18 protein-coding genes and 1 pseudogene are annotated in these 15,146 nt (G+C 44.0%); 13 read left to right on the top strand and 6 right to left on the bottom strand.

Annotated features, from left to right (window positions below; all coding sequences use genetic code 11):
- Positions 1–188: 188 nt before the first annotated feature.
- Positions 189–1,985 (bottom strand): metallophosphoesterase family protein, encoded by a 1,797-nt coding sequence (locus tag QT984_RS28675; protein ID WP_333208147.1) that lies wholly within the window; start codon positions 1,983–1,985, stop codon positions 189–191.
- Positions 1,986–2,307: 322 nt separating this feature from the next.
- Here QT984_RS28675 and QT984_RS28670 point away from each other — a divergent pair, with 322 nt between their 5' ends.
- Together QT984_RS28670 and QT984_RS28665 are read left to right on the top strand one after the other, a co-directional pair.
- A complete protein-coding gene (locus tag QT984_RS28670; RefSeq protein ID WP_333053653.1) occupies positions 2,308–3,285 on the top strand; it encodes an acetamidase/formamidase family protein in 978 nt (325 codons plus the stop codon).
- 155 nt (positions 3,286–3,440) lie between these two features.
- Positions 3,441–3,725, top strand: a complete 285-nt coding sequence (locus tag QT984_RS28665; RefSeq protein WP_333053652.1) for a hypothetical protein — start codon at positions 3,441–3,443, stop codon at positions 3,723–3,725.
- 246 nt (positions 3,726–3,971) lie between these two features.
- Here the strand turns inward: QT984_RS28665 and galT are convergent, their stop codons facing one another.
- Positions 3,972–5,018, bottom strand: a complete 1,047-nt coding sequence (galT, locus tag QT984_RS28660; RefSeq protein WP_333053651.1) for a galactose-1-phosphate uridylyltransferase — start codon at positions 5,016–5,018, stop codon at positions 3,972–3,974.
- A gap of 229 nt (positions 5,019–5,247) precedes the next feature.
- A complete protein-coding gene (locus tag QT984_RS28655) occupies positions 5,248–5,928 on the bottom strand; it encodes a restriction endonuclease subunit R (RefSeq protein WP_333053650.1) in 681 nt (226 codons plus the stop codon).
- Between the two features lie 105 nt (positions 5,929–6,033).
- Here QT984_RS28655 and QT984_RS28650 point away from each other — a divergent pair, with 105 nt between their 5' ends.
- From QT984_RS28650 to acs, 3 genes are all read left to right on the top strand, one after another.
- On the top strand, positions 6,034–6,549 hold the full coding sequence (locus tag QT984_RS28650) for a DUF433 domain-containing protein (protein ID WP_445243013.1): 516 nt from the start codon (positions 6,034–6,036) through the stop codon (positions 6,547–6,549).
- Positions 6,527–6,889, top strand: coding sequence for a DUF5615 family PIN-like protein (locus QT984_RS28645; RefSeq protein ID WP_333053649.1), 363 nt, complete (start codon positions 6,527–6,529; stop codon positions 6,887–6,889). The genes QT984_RS28650 and QT984_RS28645 overlap by 23 nt, the downstream gene beginning before the upstream one ends.
- A 121-nt stretch (positions 6,890–7,010) precedes the next feature.
- The gene (gene acs / locus QT984_RS28640) at positions 7,011–8,981 is read left to right on the top strand and encodes an acetate--CoA ligase (protein ID WP_333053648.1); all 1,971 of its coding nucleotides are present in this window, start codon (positions 7,011–7,013) and stop codon (positions 8,979–8,981) included.
- Positions 8,982–9,084: 103 nt separating this feature from the next.
- On the opposite strand, the gene QT984_RS28635 is transcribed toward acs, so the two are convergent.
- Positions 9,085–9,372, bottom strand: coding sequence for a hypothetical protein (locus QT984_RS28635; protein ID WP_333053647.1), 288 nt, complete (start codon positions 9,370–9,372; stop codon positions 9,085–9,087).
- A complete protein-coding gene (locus QT984_RS28630) occupies positions 9,372–9,668 on the bottom strand; it encodes a hypothetical protein (RefSeq protein WP_333053646.1) in 297 nt (98 codons plus the stop codon). The genes QT984_RS28635 and QT984_RS28630 overlap by 1 nt, the downstream gene beginning before the upstream one ends.
- A 19-nt stretch (positions 9,669–9,687) precedes the next feature.
- Here QT984_RS28630 and QT984_RS28625 point away from each other — a divergent pair, with 19 nt between their 5' ends.
- From QT984_RS28625 to QT984_RS28590, 8 genes are all read left to right on the top strand, one after another.
- Positions 9,688–9,846 carry a hypothetical protein gene (locus tag QT984_RS28625; protein ID WP_333053645.1) on the top strand — a complete coding sequence of 53 codons (159 nt, stop codon included), beginning with the start codon at positions 9,688–9,690 and terminating at the stop codon, positions 9,844–9,846.
- Positions 9,847–9,881: 35 nt separating this feature from the next.
- Positions 9,882–10,295: a hypothetical protein gene (locus QT984_RS28620; protein ID WP_333053643.1), complete on the top strand. Its 414-nt coding sequence runs from the start codon at positions 9,882–9,884 to the stop codon at positions 10,293–10,295.
- 89 nt (positions 10,296–10,384) lie between these two features.
- Positions 10,385–10,963 (top strand): Uma2 family endonuclease, encoded by a 579-nt coding sequence (locus QT984_RS28615; protein WP_333053642.1) that lies wholly within the window; start codon positions 10,385–10,387, stop codon positions 10,961–10,963.
- 125 nt (positions 10,964–11,088) lie between these two features.
- A complete protein-coding gene (locus QT984_RS28610; RefSeq protein WP_333053641.1) occupies positions 11,089–11,505 on the top strand; it encodes an element excision factor XisH family protein in 417 nt (138 codons plus the stop codon).
- Positions 11,493–11,828, top strand: coding sequence for a XisI protein (locus QT984_RS28605; RefSeq protein WP_190740648.1), 336 nt, complete (start codon positions 11,493–11,495; stop codon positions 11,826–11,828). The genes QT984_RS28610 and QT984_RS28605 overlap by 13 nt, the downstream gene beginning before the upstream one ends.
- Before the next feature lie 3 nt (positions 11,829–11,831).
- Positions 11,832–12,410 carry an ACP phosphodiesterase gene (locus tag QT984_RS28600; RefSeq protein ID WP_333053640.1) on the top strand — a complete coding sequence of 193 codons (579 nt, stop codon included), beginning with the start codon at positions 11,832–11,834 and terminating at the stop codon, positions 12,408–12,410.
- Between the two features lie 96 nt (positions 12,411–12,506).
- A complete protein-coding gene (locus QT984_RS28595) occupies positions 12,507–13,403 on the top strand; it encodes a thermonuclease family protein (protein WP_333053639.1) in 897 nt (298 codons plus the stop codon).
- Positions 13,404–13,694: 291 nt separating this feature from the next.
- The gene (locus tag QT984_RS28590) at positions 13,695–14,483 is read left to right on the top strand and encodes a class II glutamine amidotransferase (RefSeq protein ID WP_333053638.1); all 789 of its coding nucleotides are present in this window, start codon (positions 13,695–13,697) and stop codon (positions 14,481–14,483) included.
- 75 nt (positions 14,484–14,558) lie between these two features.
- On the opposite strand, the pseudogene QT984_RS28585 reads toward QT984_RS28590, so the two are convergent.
- Positions 14,559–14,981 (bottom strand): annotated as a pseudogene (locus tag QT984_RS28585) (ISAzo13-like element transposase-related protein); the annotation flags it as partial.
- Between the last annotated feature and the right edge of the window lie 165 nt (positions 14,982–15,146).

Genomic DNA, 15,146 nt, shown 5'->3' with positions numbered 1-15,146 from the left:
AATTAAATCTGGCGCGTGCTCGTCAGCAAATAGCCTAACCCCACTGGTTTACTCTTTTGACAATTAATCCACCCTGCTTCTTAAGGGGGATTTAGGGGGATCGAGACTTGGATACAAACGAGAGAAATAGAGGGTTTTAGTCTTAAGTTGAGACGCTTTGAACACTGCCCTGTCCCTACTCAATCAATTTACAAATTTGTTAAATTAAACTCATCAAACTTCACCACTTCCGACTCCGGTTTCCGCGTATCAAAATAGTAGCTGCTAACCGTACCCTCCCCCGTATCAAAAATAGTAAAAGCCGTAATATCGTTGCTATCAATATACGGCAGCGGCCGCCCGTCTTCTCCCAACAAAGGCGCAACAGTCGGCACCACAGGTTCCAATCCGTTCGGGTCTCCAATAGCGCTGTAATCTTCCCGATATGCCGGCGGCACAAATCGGCGCTTTTCCCCCGCAAAAGCACCGTAACTGTTGCCCACATTAGAACTCTCCAAAAAGTGCATTCCGCTGGAACTTACAAACCGATTCCACAAGTGCGAATGTCCGTAAAATACCAACTGCACGCCCGCTGTTTCTAGTAGCGGCACTACATCCCGAATCAGATAATCTTGCTGTTTCGGATACTCGTAACGCACCATTTTAATCTCGCCATCGAGAGCGCGATCGACTATTTGCACAGGGTCAGTATAAGCAGGTACAATATTGTCACCCAGAGAATGGGGCGGGTGGTGAAACATCACAATTTTATATTTTGCCTGCTGGAATTCCGAGCTTTTTAACTCTTGTTGCAGCCAATTATATTGAGCGCTGCCCTTGACAATCGGCTCAAAAATATGCTGTCCGTATCCCCATTTTTCGGGATGATTAAAATCTTCGTCCCGTTCCCGATACCTGCCTCTCGCACGCGGATCTAAATTCGGAGTCCGCCAGATATTCGTAACATACAAAGTCACTAAGCGTACATCCCCAAAAGTCACAGCATAGTAATTTTTGCCTCCAGGTAAATTGAAAATTTCGTCATAGGTATCGCTATTAAAACTCTTGTTTTTTAGCCAGATTTCCCGCACTGAAGAGTCATTATTAAGATTCAAAGAGGCAGCACGTTGAGCGTATATTTTCTCCGCAGCGGCGCGGGGAAAAGGATCGTTAAATTGGTCATCGAGTTTGCTGTTGGTTGCAAAGCGACCCATGATTTCGTGATTGCCAATGGCCGGAAATAAAGGCGCGTGTTGAATCAGTTCGCCGCCGCTGTAAACGGTTTTGATGCCGTTTTTGTCGAGTTCGGAAAATGCGCGACCTTGCAGAGACGGAAAGAAGGCGCGGCCTCGGTAATCGTCAAACCATTCAGAAGCGCGATCGGGTATATTAATTAAATCCCCTGCCATGAAAACCGCGTCAACTCTGCCAATTGTTTCGGCTACTTTCTGGAGATTTGCTGCTGTCATCGGCATCAATTGATGGTCAGAAGTGAGGAGAATTTTGAGCGCACTTCCTGCTGCGGGTGTCGGAGAAAGAGTGAAAACTTTGCTGCTGACAGATGCGCCGTCTTTCCTTTCGCTAGTGACTCGATAAGGAATGCGAACACCGGGCATTAAATTGGGGACTTCTGCTTCATGGCGCCAGATGTCGCGGACAATTGGATTGCTGTCAATAATGCTTTGTTTCATTTCATCGGAGATGCGCGAGTCTTTGTCTTCGCGAGTGCGGCTTAGCTTGGTAGTATTTGCCGTCACGACTTGATTCAAATTTTCGCCGTAATCAACTGTGTTGCGAGTACCGGCAAACTCTGTGAACCAGACAACTCGCACCGAGTTTGCTGTTGGGACTTGCAGAAACGGGTCGGTTAAAAGCTGAGGTTTGTTAAGGTAAGATTGCATCATGAAACCTAGCAATAGGACAATCAAAATCAAAACACCAAAAAACCAGGGATTGCGAGAATAACCTTGAGAAAATTCTACTTTATTGGGCAAAGGCGTTAACATAATTCATTAGTCATTAGTTTGTAAGGGCGGGTTGCACCAGCCAAACAGAACTCCCCACCCCAATAATATATAAACCCGCGCCACCCACTTTAAATTTTAAACTACCCACGTTATCAAAAAGTTAAGAAATTAGTAAAATATTTCCGATAAAAGAAACCTCCACCCTTTTTGGAAATCTTCTGAGTTCTCCATTCTCTTTCTCTGTGCCCTCTGCGCCCTCTGCGGTTCATAAAAAAAAATCAAAAATGACTGAGACTTGCGATATAACATTCTTAACACCCTGACTTCAATCTAAAATCTAAAATCTAAAATCTAAAATCCCATGACCCGCCACCTTCTCAAAGCCAACTGCAAAACCGTACACTTGGGCGGTTTTTCTCCGAATATCGAACCTGCTTTAACTGTCGATTCGGGCGATCGCATCGATATCGAAACCTATTCAGGATATTATGTTGCTGACAAAGCGCCGCCCGAATTTCTCACCCCCGAATTTTTAGATATTTGTCAGAATTTGCCTCCCAACCGCAAAGTTGGGCCGGGGCCCCACTTGCTGACAGGCCCGATTTATGTTAACCATGCCGAACCGGGAGACGTTTTAGAAATTCACATTGAGGATGTTTACCCAAGTTTGCCCGTAGGATTTAATGCAATTCGCGCCGGATGGGGTTCTTTACCTGAGTATTTCCCCGAACCTAAATTGCGGTTTATTCCGCTAGATTTAGAGCAAAAAACTGCTGAATTTCCCACAGGTAGCGGCATTCGGATTCCCCTGCATCCTTTTTTTGGAATTATCGGCGTTGCTAATGCACAAATCAACCGTTCTTCTATTCCTCCAGAGCGCTACGGCGGCAATATGGACAATCAGGAACTCCAAGCAGGAACGCGGTTATTTTTACCTGTTTTTCTGCGCGGCGGTTTACTGTCCATTGGCGACGGACATTCGGCACAAGGAGATGGTGAAGTTGACGGTACTGCGATTGAAACTTCGATGAACGGGACTATTCAGATCATCTTACGCAAGGATTTATTTCTGATATTTCCGTTTGCGGAAACGCCCACTCATATTGTGATTATGGGATTCGGTAGAACATTAGATGAAGCGTTTGAGCTGGCAGTAAAACAGACGGTTTATTGGCTGCAAAAGTTTGCGGGTTTCCAAGAGGAAGATGCTTATGTTTTGTGTTCGCTTGCGGTAAATTTTCGGATTACGCAGGCTGTTAACAATCCTCAAAAAGGAGTTCACGGAATGATTCCCAAGTGTATTCTGCTCGATGTGAACATTATTGACCACCGAGTTTGAGGTAATATGATAACACGCGAGCGACCAAAAAATTAGGATCGCGATCGCACAAACTACACAAATTTGTCACTGCTGTGGTCGATCGGGATCGCGTTCCTGTTGACAATTAAGCTTAAAATGGATAAGTTACCAGTTCTACCTAAATCGAACTCAACATGAAAAACCAGACTGACGATGTTGCCAAAAAAGATTTAGTCGATCGAGCTTTTGGGAGTGCAGCAATACCAGATCCAACAGCGTGGGTGCACGAACATTATTTTCTGGCTAATTTCGCTGATACTCTGGCCCACATCCAAGAACATATGTCTGAAGACAGTTGCGAAATCGGCGAGAATGTTGAATCGGGTGAGGGAATATTATCGATCGATGCCAAAATTAGAGATATGTTGAGAGCTACTTTTAGCGACGACGGCTGGCAATATGTCGAAAGTTTATTGTGAGTTTGGTAAAATCCATAAGTATTTGTACGTTCCTAACTTGAGAGCGTAAGTTATAGCAGTTTAAAAAAGAATCCAAATTTATGCCGGTGATCTAAACCATTAGATCATGCGTTATGCCCAATTCTTTAATCTCAAATCTCAAATAATATCAATTTCTTCCCTCAACGCAGACTCGCAACTCAGAATAGCTGGGTGCATTTCCACCCCCAGTTTAAGTAAACTTGACCTATTGTGATGTAGGATACTTTAGATGGGGGGGAAATTACTGTCGCTAGGAATTTCGATCGATCGCAAAAACGCTGCACTTTCTTCGGGCAAAGCAGTATTGATAAACATCCCGCTGCCCAACTCAAATCCAGCTTGCTTGGTGACTCTGGGAATAATTGCGATATACCAGTGAAAGTATTTTGTTCCCCCTTCGGCGATCGGTGCCGATCGAATAGTATAGTTGTAATCGGGATTGTTTAATCCGTAATAAAGCTTAGCCAGTACAGTTTTCAAAGTATCAGCAAGATCCGTAATTTCCCCATCAGTAAGGTCATCAAATGAAGAGGAATGTCGGCGCGGAAAAATCCAAGTGTGAAACGGTGAAAGTGCAGCGTAAGGGATAAAAGCCACAAAATGTTCACTCTCACAAATCACTCTTTCCTCCGCCGCTAATTCATCTTCCAAAGTTCGGCAAAACAGACATTCTCCGGTGTCATCAAAATATCTAATAGCTTCGTCGATGCGGCTGCGAAATTGGCTGGGTACAACGGGCGTCGCTGCTATCTGCGAGTGGGGGTGTTCGAGAGAAGTTCCGGCAGTTTCCCCGTGATTTTTGAAGATAATAATAGTTTCAATGTGGGGATTTTTTCTAATTTCTACATAGCGCTGGCGGTATACTAAAAGTATGTTTTCAACTTCTTCAACACTCAACAAAGCTGTCGTCAAATCGTGTCGCGGATGTTCGACAATTACTTCGTGCACGCCGATTCCCGCCATCGTGCGGTGAATTCCCGATGATATCCTCATCCATTTGGCTGTCGGGGAGAGGGCGGGATATTTGTTGTGAATTGCCCGGACTTTCCAGCCCGTGCGTGAAGCGAAGCTATCCCGTAGGGAATCGCCCAAACGGCAAGTTTCTAAGGTTCCGTCTTCCTCATTTCCCACGCAAAACGGGCAATCGGCACGGTGCGGGGGCACTACTGCAGCCGACTTTTTTTTGTTAGCGAATTGATCCGGTCTTGTCGCCCGTTCGGTGGCGATGATTACCCAATCTCTGGTAATTAAATTTTGTCTAAGTTCAGACATTTTTTTACCTTCAGTTGCAGGGTTTAAACGTTGATAATTCTATAAAATAATTGGTATTATGTCACTAGCTATTGCATTTCTTTAACAGATATTGATTTATAAATTTTCCAGCATTTTTCCAACAGAAATTAACAACATTTGGCATCGACGATAGAGGGCGATTACGACTAAATTGGTACAGAATATCTGTCTAGGCAGTACGGGTAAGCACAGATTTTAACTGCAGAGATTAAGCCAACTGCAACTGCACATTCTGCAACTTGCAAATCGCTTTCAACACTTGCGCCAACAAGAGCGATCGCTCTCGGTCAATCAAATTCAATTCCGGTAAAATCTGATAAGTACAAGGATTTCCCCGCGTCAGATACACAAACTGATAGTTACGTCCATTCGTGGTCAATCCCCAAACAGACGATTGCTGCTGCAAACTTTTATAAGCATAAGTCAGCAATTGCGGCAAACCGGCCCAAGGATCGATCCTCTTCGAGGGCTTCGCTAACGCACTATTTTTCGCCTCCACTACCAAAATCCAAAACTGTGCCGCCGCGAGCTCTGCATCCGGCTGATTTACCGCTAAGACATCCAAGCGGCCTTTAATTAAAGTATCCGCATCCTCAACCTCGATGGGGATGCTATCTTCCATTGTCAGCACCACAGGAACTTTAAAAAATCCCGTTAATTTCATTAACGGTGAAAGTGACAAAAACTTAACCAATTCTTCAGAAACCTTTCCCACTTCTAGATAGCGCCAAAAGTCATTGCTGATTTGCAATAATTCCTGCTGTTCAAAATCCGTCAGAGGTTCCAGAGAGAAAAAATCAGTAAATCCTCCTCCTGTTTGTCTTTCCAATTTGAGAAGGCGGTGAACGTCATTTAGCGATAGTTGGCTTGCTTCAAAATTTTGCGTCATGGCTTTTGTGCGATCGGCTGTTTATGTCAATTATAAAAGAATTACCATCGGATTTGTTATGATATAATCATACCAGATATCGCTCCTGTAAATCGGGTAGATTGTATGAAAGCAATTAAAGTGATGGCAACGATCGACGATCGAGGACAATTGTGCGTTGGTGAACCGCTCAATTTATATCGCAACAGCCGAGCCGAAGTAATTGTGCTGGTTCCAGAAGGAACAGACATTAATAAAGAGAAGCAATCTCATGAAGCCAACCACCAAACCACGCAACTAGAAGACTATTTCAACTTCCTCAGACCTGACGATATTCGGCTCAAAGGTTCCCGGATCGGCATCGAAACCATTCTCTATGAATACCTGTTTCGCGCTCGAACTCCCGAAGAAATAGCTAACATTTATACATCGCTCACCCTCGAACAAGTTTATGCGACCATTTTGTACTACCTGCACAACAAAGAAGCAGTCGGTAAATACATAACCGAATGGTTGGAATGGGGCGAAAAAATGCGAGAAGAACAGCGCCGCAATCCTCCTCCTGTGGCCGAAAAACTTCGCAAACTGAGAGCAGAAAGAGATGCAAGGAGAAAAGCTGATGGCAATCCAGTATCTCTTTGATGAAAATGTCGATCCTGCCTATCCTAGCCAAATTCGCAGACGCAATCCCGATCTGGTTGTTCTAGCAGTGGGAGAACTAACAGCACCTTCTAAAGGGACTCTCGATCCAGAAATTCTTATTTGGTGCGAAATCCACAATTTCATTCTTGTTACCAACAACCGCCGCTCTATGCCCGTTCATTTAACAGATCATTTAGAGCAAAATCGCCATCTTCCCGGAATCTTTCTCCTGAATTCCAAGCTGAGTATTGGTCAAAATATTGACGAACTGATTTTGATTTATGAAGCATCATTTGAGAATGAGTACGAAGATAGAATTTACAATTTACCAGTGCTCTAATTTCTCATGCAGATCCAACATTTACAAAATTCCCCAAAGTCTTAAGGAAAATAAACATACTTTTGCCCCAACTTATGCAAACAATAGTTAAAAAGACTAACCGAAGTTAAAGTTAAAAGCAATGTCGCAAGATACCATCGAATCAATTCTGCATGAAAAACGGCTATTTCAGCCGCCCGCTGAATTCTCCCAAAAAGCTCACATCAAAAGCCTAGAAGAGTACCAAGCCCTCTACGACAAAGCCAAAGCTGACCCCCAAGCATTCTGGGCAGAACTTGCAGCCCAAGAATTAGACTGGTTCCAAAACTGGGATACCGTGCTCGACTGGCAGCCGCCTGTTGCTAAATGGTTTGTCAACGGTAAAATTAATATTTCTTACAATTGTCTCGATCGCCACTTAACCACTTGGCGCAAAAATAAAGCCGCCCTGATTTGGGAAGGCGAACCCGGAGACTCCCGCACCCTCACCTACGCGCAACTCCACCGCGAAGTCTGCCAAATGGCGAACGTCATCAAACAATTGGGAGTCCAAAAGGGCGATCGCGTCGGCATTTATATGCCCATGATTCCCGAAGCTGCGATCGCCATGCTAGCCTGCGCCAGAATCGGTGCAGTACACAGCGTTGTTTTTGGCGGTTTTAGTGCAGAAGCTTTGCGCGATCGACTCAACGACGGCCAAGCAAAACTCGTCATCACCGCTGACGGTGGCTTCCGCAAAGATACCGCCGTCGGCCTCAAAACACAAGTAGACAAAGCATTAGCAAATAATGCCACACCCAGCGTTACCAACGTTCTCGTAGTTCAGCGCACCAAACAGAAAATTGACATGGAACCCGGGCGCGATCATTGGTGGCACGATTTGCAAAAAGGTGTATCGGCAAATTGTCCCGCCGAACCGATGGACAGCGAAGATATGCTGTTCGTACTCTACACCAGTGGCAGTACCGGCAAACCGAAAGGTGTCGTCCATACAACCGGTGGTTATAACCTTTATACCCACATGACAACCAAATGGATATTCGACCTCCAAGATACCGATGTTTACTGGTGTACTGCTGATGTCGGCTGGATTACTGGACACAGTTATATTGTCTACGGGCCGCTGTCCAACGGTGCGACAACTTTAATGTATGAAGGTGCTCCTCGCCCTTCAAATCCTGGCTGTTTTTGGGATGTAATTGAAAAATACGGCGTCACCGTTTTCTACACTGCACCTACTGCGATCAGAACATTCATGAAAATGGGCGAACACTTGCCCAACGCGCGCAATTTGTCCTCTTTACGATTGTTAGGAACTGTCGGCGAACCGATCAATCCTGAAGCTTGGATGTGGTATCAACGAGTAATTGGCAAGTCGAATTGTCCGATCGTCGATACTTGGTGGCAAACAGAAACCGGCGGAATTATGATTACCGCTTTGCCCGGTGCAATTCCTACAAAACCCGGTTCTGCAACCCTACCGTTCCCCGGAATTGTGGCTGATGTTGTTGACCAAGATGGCGAACCAGTAACTAACGAAAGCGGCGGTTATTTAGTGGTGAAACATCCTTGGCCGGGAATGATGCGGACACTTTACAACGATGCCGATCGCTTCCGCCGCACTTATTGGGAATATTTGCACCCGAAAGATGGCGAATTTGTGTACTTTGCAGGGGACGGCGCGCACAAGGACAAAGACGGTTATTTCTGGGTAATGGGCCGCGTTGACGATGTAATTAATGTGGCCGGACACCGACTCGGCACAATGGAAGTCGAGTCAGCTTTGGTATCGCATCCAGCGGTGGCGGAAGCTGCGGTTGTTGGTAAACCGGATGAGATTAAAGGTGAGGAAATTGTGGCTTTTGTCACGCTGGACAACTCGCAGCAACCTAGCGATGAATTGGCTAAGGAATTGAAGCAGCACGTTGTTAAGGAAATTGGGGCGATCGCCCGTCCGGGAGAAATTCGATTTACTGATGCTTTACCGAAGACTCGAAGCGGGAAGATTATGCGGCGTTTGCTGCGTTCTTTGGCTGCGGGACAAGAGGTTTCTGGGGATACTTCGACTTTGGAAGATCGGACGGTTTTGGATAAGTTGCGCGGTGGTGCGTAGGGGTATTTTGTAACCGCAGATGTAGGCAGATGAACGCGGATGAACGCTGATGAAATTCCCATCAGCTCATCTGCGTTTATCTGCGGTTTAATTGTTAATTGGTTTATTTACCGCGCCACAGATGAACCGCATCTGGGTTAATTTGCGACCTTACCTGTAGCCAATCCTCTAACAAGTAATCATCATCAACTGCTTCAGAATGCTGTTCGTCTTTGAGAATTGCTAAGACGTGGACTCCAGACGGATAGTTGACATGACGAATTTCTGGGTCATATCCCAAGTCTTGAATTTTTGCTAAAATGCGATCGACAGCACCGGCAACAGTAAGATCGACGGCCAGAATAATTTGACCGAATTTAGCACCTGGTTTTACACATTCCAGAACAGCCATTACTCTTTCTCCTTGTAGTTGCAACGGTACACTTGAGGGCGATTTTCGACTTTTCCGGGTTGAGTTACAGATTCTAATTCAACTCGGTAGCGATCGGCTCGTTTTTGGCACTCCTGTTTCGCTTGCTTGGGGTTATCCGCTAAAATCGGCTCATCCCAACGTTCTGGTTCTTTTTCTGGATCTTGAATCATAATTAAATTGCTCCTTTGTTGGAAGTTCAACTTCGGGGAAGTCGTCTTGGCATGGTGCGGCAACATTCTGCCAAGGCGCATTTCTCTGCTATAATTGTACTGCATTTTTCAGTATAATTGCAGTATGAGTAAAAACGTTAAAGTTCTAACCATCCGCCTGCCTGAAGTAGAAATGCTTCGGCTGGAAGCTTATTGCGCGAACAGCGGTAGAACAAAAACCGATGTGATTCGCGAACAGATTAGGAGTTTAAAAGTTGAAGATAAGTCGCTTCACCCAGATTGATAACCTTGGTTCATTAACATCTCTTGAGACGCGCCATGCTCCCAGAAACTGTACAGTTGCAAATTCCTTTTCAAGTCCTAGTAGATGCGATCGCCTCCCTCAAACTCGAAGAAAAACGCCGACTTTGGCAACTATTAAATGAAGAAATTACTCAAGCAGAAACCGACCTGCCCTCTCAAGTTCTGATTCAAAATAACAATGGGTCGGATTACAAACCCACAGGGGAAATCTTGACGGCGGCAGAAATACGCGATCGCTATCCCCGCGAGTGGGTGCTAATTGCTGATACTGAATCCGATGATTTATGGAATGTGATTCGCGGTGAAGTCTTAGCTCATTCACCGCAGCGAGAAGAAATAGACCGAGCTTTGACCAAATTTAAAGATGTTCGGTCAATTTCTATAGAATACACTGGCCCTATTCCTGATGAATATTCGGTGCTGTCGTGACTTCACAAAGACGTTGTTTATCTGCGGTTACAAAAACCTTAAAAATATGAGCTACAATCAAGACAACTTCTGGAATGGAGTCGATCGCGATGCCGCCACTACTTAGCAAAACCACAGATCAGCGCATTGTCTATGATGGAATGTGGGAACGGTTTAAATTTATCCAAAAAGGCTTTGAAGGCTCCCCTAGAGTGCGACTATTTTACTATGATGGGACGATCGAGATTCTGATGCCCGGAGAAGACCACGAAACTTTTGCTCATGTTATCGGTTACTTAGTGACTACCTTTCTCGTCGAACAGGGAATTTTCTTCAAGCCCACAGGGGCAATGACGCAGGAAAGATCGGGAGTTGTCTCTGTGCAAGCAGATGAATCTTATTGCATCGGGAGTGTAAAACCAATTCCAGATTTGTCGATCGAAGTTGTCTTTACCAGTGGAGGAATCAGTAAGTTAGAGCGCTATAAAGCTTTGGGTGTTCCAGAGGTTTGGTTTTGGGAAGATGGATTACTGAAGATATATCATCTCCAAGATGGTAGCTATGAAAATAGCGATCGCAGTCAGCTACCCGGACTCAATAACCTCGATCTCGATTTGATGAAACGCTGTATTTTGATGGCGGAAACTGATGCTGGGGAAGCTATTAGAGCGTTCCGTCGAGAGATGTAGCCGATCGCAAGCAATATTTGAGCGTGAGTGCAGCGATGCCTGCATACTACAGTTAGGCGATCGCTCTATTGCATAATAATTTGCTATTATATAACCGTGAAGTCTTATATTGCTCGTGTTGTTCTATGCCCGCTTTAGACCTGTACCACAATACAGTTAAAAAATCTCTCCTCAATGATGGGTGGATAATTACTCACGATCCTCTCCATCTGAAATGGGGGAAAAAAGATATGTATGTGGATCTGGGAGCAAAACAGGTGCTGGCTGCAGAACGAGGAGAACAGAAAATTGCTGTGGAAGTCAAAAGCTTTGTCAGCGATTCAGAAATGCAGGACTTGAGAGAGGCGATCGGACAATTTACTATTTATCGATCTGTGCTTCAGAGAACTTATCCAGAACATACGCTTTATCTGGCTGTTCGCGATATCACCTATGAATCTCTATTTGAAGAACCGATCGGTCAATTAATGATTGAAGATGAAAAGCTCAAGCTGATTGTATTCGACCCAAATCAAGAGGCGATCGTAAAATGGATACTTTAGCTAACTTTAGAACCACCATTAAAACAGTTCTCGAACCTTACACAAAAATTCCTTACTCTCATGGCGATATAATTTGTAAAGCCGTGTTTGATGAAAAATCTGATTGTTACCTGCTAGTTACTTTAGGCTGGGATAAAGCCAAACGAATTCACGGCTGTTTGGTTCATATAGATATTATTGATGATAAGATTTGGGTACAGCGAGATGAGACAGAATACGGCGTGACAAAAGAACTTGTAGCTGCTGGAATTTCCAAGGATTCCATTGTTTTAGGTTTTCATCCCGCCGATGTCAGACCTCATACAGGTTATGCAGTTGTGTAGTTAATGAATTATTTGGCTCATCTATTCTTATCAAAAGGCACGCCAGAATCCTTGATTGGCAACCTCTTAGGAGATTTTGTCAAAGGTTCGGCAATCAACCTTTATCCCGATGAAATTAGAAAAGGCATCGATTTGCACCGCAAAGTAGATAGCTACACCGACTCTCACGCAATAGTGCGATCGAGTAAAAGCCTTGTTTGCGCCGAGAGACGCAGGTTTGCTGGAGTTTTGATTGACGTGTTTTACGACCACTTCTTAGCTAAAAATTGGCTCGAATATTCAGAAATTCCGCTCCCCGATTTTTCTCGCCATGTCTATAAAATCCTGCAAGACAACCGCGATATATTGCCTGAATCTCTCCAGCGGGTGCTGCCCACAATAATTGCCCGCGACTTGCTTTCATCTTATCAGGACATCGCCGAAATCGGCATCACTCTTACAAGAATGTCTGCCCGAATCAAGCGGACAAATAACTTGGCAAGCGGCATAGAAGATTTGACAGCTAACTATCAGCGATTAGAATCAGATTTTCGAGAGTTTTTCCCAGACTTGATAAAATACGCCACAGTTGACAAATATTAATACAAACAACAAAAATTACAGTTGCTAGTGATAACGAACTCGTGTATACTCCAAGCGATACCTGCATGAAATCTCAAGTGCAACAGGGTTCAAAATATGGCAACCAGAATTCCGAACCTGCAAATAACTAAAGTAGTTGATGGCGACAGCATCAAAATTTCTCTCAACGGCAAAACCGAGTCTCTGCGGCTGATTTGCGTCGATACAGAAGAAAGTCATCCGGGAGGCTCCAAACCTGTAACTGCGGCGGGGAAAGCAGGTACGGAAATGGCTAAAAAATACTTTGCGACAGCAGATGGCGGACTTGCTAAAATTGACATAGAATTTGATACAGACGATTCGGTTGAAGTGGCTCTACAAAAACACCGCGACAACTACGGGCGTCTCCTCTGTTACGTACATAAAGACGGAGAAAATTACAATCTTAAACTGATTGAAGAAGGCTGGAGTCCCTACTTTGTAAAATACGGGCGCTCCAGATTGTATCACCGACAAATGACTGAGGCAGAATCGGCAGCAAAAGCTTACAATCTGATGATTTGGAATCCGATTATCAATGCCAAAATCCCCTCTCGCAACTATGCTAATTTACTGCCTTGGTGGTCGATGCGAGGCTCGATTGTTGAAGAATTTCGGTTGTCGGAAGCAACCGCAGGAGCGCTTTCTTTGAGGTTGGACTACCCGAAAATATTAGCGGCTTCTGAGAAAGCTAAATCTATTACTATTTTCTGCGATTTGCAGGCGGGAATTACTAAAAGGATCGGCGGCAGCGCTGTAATTTATGCTGGTTCGGTGTATCATAAATTAGATTTGTGGATACCGGATTCTGAAACTGATGAAAGAGCTCCCTTGAAGCGGCTAATCGAGAAACGTTATGCGGGTCTGGGACGGGGATATGTGTATGTCAGTGGGAAGGTAGAACAGTACAAAGGGAAGCCTCAAATAGTTTTGAAGGATATCAAACAACTTTCAGACTTTCCCCCACAAAAGTGAATATTACATAAATTTAATTAACAAAATTGCAGGACAAATGGAACGATGAAGACTGTTCTCCGGGGAACGCGATTGAATTTTGGGCGATTCCCTACCGCAACGGGCCCGCTTAACGAACGGGATAGCTTGGCTTCGCGCATTTTTTAAATTTTAAGTAGCATGACGGTTTAAAATCAAAAAATATTGTGTTTTTTTATTAGGCTAAATCAATTCATACTATAATAGTATAATCGCCAATCTGTAGCTGCCAATAGCTGCGACATCTATCCAAACTCCAGAAATTTAAAAGCTATGTGCCAATTACTGGGAATGAACTGCAATGTTCCAACAGATATTTGCTTTTCTTTTGAGGGTTTTTCTGCAAGAGGTGGCAGAACAGACGTTCATCAAGACGGTTGGGGAATTGCTTTCTTTGAAGGTTTGGGATGTCGCCTTTTTATAGACTCTAAACCTGCGATTGCTTCTCCGGTTGCTGAAGTAGTGCGCCGCTATCCCATTCATTCAACTAACGTCATTGCTCACATCCGCAAAGCTACGCAAGGCGAAATTGCTCTGGAAAACTGCCACCCTTTTATTCGGGAACTATGGGGACGTTATTGGGTGTTTGCTCACAACGGAAATCTCGAAAATTTTTATCCAGAATGTGCCGGAGTTTACAAACCGGTTGGCAAAACTGACAGCGAAAAAGCATTCTGTTTGATATTAGAAAAGCTGCGCTCTACTTTTCCTCAAAGTAAGCCTGCTGTAGCGGAAATTTACCCGGTACTGGAGGAAATTACTAAAAGTTTGGCAGAGTACGGAATTTTTAATTATTTACTTTCGGATGGAGAACACTTGTTCACCCACTGTTCTACTAATCTGCATTATATTGTGCGACAAGCACCTTTTGCTAGCGCTCACTCGATCGACGAAGATGTAACAGTCGATTTTCGGGAATTGACCAATGAGGGCGATCGCGTGGCTGTTATTGCCACTTTTCCGCTGACTGATAACGAAGTTTGGACGCAAATTCAGCCAGGAGAATTGCTGGTATTTCAGGATGGTTTGCCTGTCTCTTCTGGGCTGCTGGAGTTAAGTTAACGAGATTTAAACAAATTTAAAGCCTAAACAGAGCATCCAACCTGCTAAGGAATGAAAAATAAATAATTTAATGAATTACTCAGGTTGGGGTACGGCTCGATAATTCCATTTGGGCAAATATTCGTCAAAAAGAATTTGCATAGTATTTTTGAAGTTATCAGCTACCTTCCTACCAGTTTTATAAACTTTATTAAGGATATTTACAGCTACAGATAGTCCCGTTTTAGTGTGAGTTTTTTCGACGAGAGCTTTGACTAATTCTAAACTTGTAAAAATTACTCCTTGACAAGCCCTGGTAATATGAGGAAAAAGTCTATAGCGGTTCTTAAAAAAGTGAGGTATGCCCTATGCCCATGAGTACCTCATCTTTCTGAGAAAGGCTATATGTTTGAGCGGATTATATTTAGATATATAAGGAGGATAATGAGCAATTCCGATCTCTATTCCTATTTCATTAACTAATTTATGCAAATCTGATTTAAAAATATAATGATTAGCATTATTACTACCTCACCCATCACATTTTGCCAAGATAGAACTAGCGTTAGGGTAGGTAGCTTTACCATAATTATTCCACCATTTTTTTCAGGGTAAGAGCATCTCAATTAGGCTTGACACAAGGACTCAGAAGAATCTAATGTAGGGTCAAGAAAACAAGAAAAG

Origin of the sequence: Microcoleus sp. Z1_B2 (assembly GCF_036700325.1) — a bacterium.
Lineage (GTDB): Bacteria > Cyanobacteriota > Cyanobacteriia > Cyanobacteriales > Microcoleaceae > Microcoleus.
The sequence above is the reverse complement of the archived record's forward strand: the minus strand, read 5'-3'. Positions and strand labels throughout refer to the sequence as shown.